Origin of the sequence: Sandarakinorhabdus glacialis (assembly GCF_014643455.1) — a bacterium.
Lineage (GTDB): Bacteria > Pseudomonadota > Alphaproteobacteria > Sphingomonadales > Sphingomonadaceae > Sandarakinorhabdus > Sandarakinorhabdus glacialis.
The window spans coordinates 1-2,752 of the sequence record NZ_BMJM01000030.1; the positions used below are offsets into that span (position 1 = coordinate 1).

General features: G+C 65.2%; 3 protein-coding genes. All 3 read left to right on the top strand.

Annotation, left to right across the window (positions count from 1 at the left end):
• Positions 1 to 157 precede the first annotated feature (157 nt).
• Positions 158 to 505: an IS66 family insertion sequence element accessory protein TnpB gene (tnpB, locus tag IEW98_RS15960; protein ID WP_188764513.1), complete on the top strand. Its 348-nt coding sequence runs from the start codon at positions 158 to 160 to the stop codon at positions 503 to 505.
• A gap of 84 nt (positions 506 to 589) precedes the next feature.
• The gene (gene tnpC / locus IEW98_RS15965; RefSeq protein ID WP_188764515.1) at positions 590 to 2,227 is read left to right on the top strand and encodes an IS66 family transposase; all 1,638 of its coding nucleotides are present in this window, start codon (positions 590 to 592) and stop codon (positions 2,225 to 2,227) included.
• The coding region (locus tag IEW98_RS15970; protein ID WP_243450828.1) for a plasmid pRiA4b ORF-3 family protein at positions 2,224 to 2,752 on the top strand (529 nt) is incomplete at its 3' end. The genes tnpC and IEW98_RS15970, both read left to right, overlap by 4 nt.

The following is a 2,752-nucleotide window of genomic DNA, read 5'->3' on the forward strand; positions in this document are numbered from 1 at the left end:
ATGGATTTGCTGCCGTGATGATCGCATCTGATGCGGCAGCGGTGCCGGCGTCACCACCCAAGGCAGCGATCGTAATCGAGGTCGGCGGCGCGGTGGTGCGGATCGGCGCCGATGCGCCAGCGAAGCTGGTAACGCTGGTCTTGCGGTCGTTGGCGCGATGATCCCGGTTCCGGGCGGTGTCCGGATCTGGATCGCTACTGGGCACACCGATATGCGGCGCGGGATGCACGGGCTGGCGATGCAGGTGCAGCAGGGTCTCCATCGCGATCCACATGCTGGCGATCTGTATATCTTCCGTGGCCGGCGCGGCGATCTGGTCAAGATCCTGTGGCACGATGCGCTGGGGATGTCGCTTTACGCCAAACGCCTTGAGCGTGGCCGGTTCATCTGGCCCGCTGCCGTCGATGGCGTGGTGGCGATCTCGGCATCGCAGATGGCGTGCATGCTTGAGGGCATCGACTGGCGCCATCCGCAGACGACGTGGCGGCCGACGGCTGCAGGATAGCCACGACCGATATTGTGGTTTTGACGGCCGATACGTCATCAAAAAGCTTCGCGATTCCGGCGTTTTTTGCTATGAACAGTGTCGATGGAAGCGCCTTCACCCAGTGATATTTTGCAGCTCCGCCAGACGCTCGCGGAGACGCAAGCGCGTGCGGACCGTGCCGAAGCCGAGGCTGCCAACACCCGTGCCATCAACGCCGATCTTGTCGCTCGCAACGCGCTGCTGACCTTGCAGATCGAGAAGATGAAGCGTGAGCGCTTCGGCCAGCGATCGGAACGCAGCCAGCGCCTGATCGATCAGCTCGAGCTCAGCTTCGAGGAAGCCGAAGCCGCCGCTGCCGAAGACGAGCGCCTCGCTGCCATCGCCGCCGCCAGGACCACCAGCGTTACTGCCTTCGTCCGTGCCCGGCCATCGCGCCAGCCTTTGCCCGAGCATCTACCGCGAACACGTGTCGTTATCGCTGGCCCGACCTGCTGTCCTGGCTGCGGGTCGGACCGGCTATCCAAGCTGGGTGAGGATATCACCGAGACTCTCGAGGTCATCCCGCGCCAGTGGAAGGTCATCCAGACCGTGCGCGAACGGTTTGCCTGCCGTGCCTGCGAGCGTGTCACGCAACCGCCGGCGCCATTCCACGTCACGCCGCGCGGGCTGTTCGGCCCCAGCTTGCTGGCAATGATCCTGTTCGAGAAGTTCGGCCAGCATCAGCCGCTCAACCGCCAGCGTGACCGCTACGCCCATGAAGGTGTCGAGATCAGCCTGTCGACGCTCGCCGATCAGGTCGGCGCCTGCGCTGCTGTCCTGAAGCCGCTCTACCTGCTTATTGAAGCGCACGTCCTTGCCGCCGCCCGGCTTCATGGCGACGACACCACCGTGCCCGTGCTGGCCAAGGTGAAGACCGATACCGGGCGGATCTGGACCTATGTACGCGATGATCGACCGTTCGGCGGGCCGGCCCCGCCAGCAGCCCTGTTCCATTACTCAAGAGACCGACGCGGCGCCCATACCGTGGCGCATCTCGCCAACTTCACCGGCATCCTCCAGGCCGACGCCTATGCCGGCTACAACGAGCTGTTCAAGCCCGGACGCACACCGGCACCGATCACGCGCGCCCTGTGCTGGGCCCATGCCCGGCGCAAGTTCTTCGAGCATGCCGATCTCGCCAGCCAGTTGAAGCGCAAGCCTGAACTCGCCCCCGTCATCTCGCCGATGGCGCTGGAAGCCGTCGCCCGCATCGACCGCATCTTCGACATCGAACGCGCCATAGCCGGCCGCCCGGCAGCCGAGCGGCTCGCCATCCGCCAGGAACTGGCAGTGCCGCTTGTCAAGGCGTTCGAGCGATGGCTGCACGGTGAGCGGGCCACGCTGTCGCGCCACGTCCCGATGGCCAAGGCCATCGACTATATGCTCAAGGACTGGCCGGCATTCACACGGTTCCTCGATGACGGCCGCATCTGCCTGACCAACAATGCCGCCGAACGGGCGCTGCGCGGCATCGCGCTTGGCCGCAAGTCGTGGCTGTTCGCCGGCTCCGATCGCGGCGGGCAACGCGCGGCCTTCATGTACTCGCTGATCGTCACTGCCAAGCTCAATGGCGTCGACCCCCAGGCGTGGCTTGGTGATGTCCTGGCTCGCATAGCCGACATCCCGCAGCATCGGCTCGGCGAACTGCTGCCGTGGAACTGGACCGGCCAGCAAGACCATAGCCTGCAGGCGGCGGCGTGATCGGCCAGGTCTCGGTTGCCCGGCTCAAGGTCGTGCTCGACGATGTCGCGCCGCCAGTGATGCGCCGCATCGTCGTGCCGTTGACGATCCGGCTCGACCGTCTGCACCTCGTGCTCCAGGCCGCGATCGGATGGACCGACAGCCATCTCTACGAGTTCCGGTTCGGTGACACCGGGTTCGGCATCCCCGATCCCGATTGGGGTGGCGGACCGCTCGATGCCCGCAAGACGACGCTGCGCGCCGCTCTGCTCGACACCGGACGCAAGTCGTTCAGGTATCTCTATGACTTTGGTGATGGCTGGGAGCACTCAATCAAGGTCGAGAAGATCGATGCCGCCATCACCGATATCGGCCTGCCCCTGCTCGTGGCTGCCACAGGCCGCTGTCCGCCTGAAGATGTCGGAGGCCCTCCCGGCTACGCCGAGTTCCTCGAAGCCGCCAACGACCCAACCCATGAGCAGCACGAAGACGTCCACCGCTGGATCGGAAAGCCGTTCGACCCGAACCTCATCGATACCGCCGCTA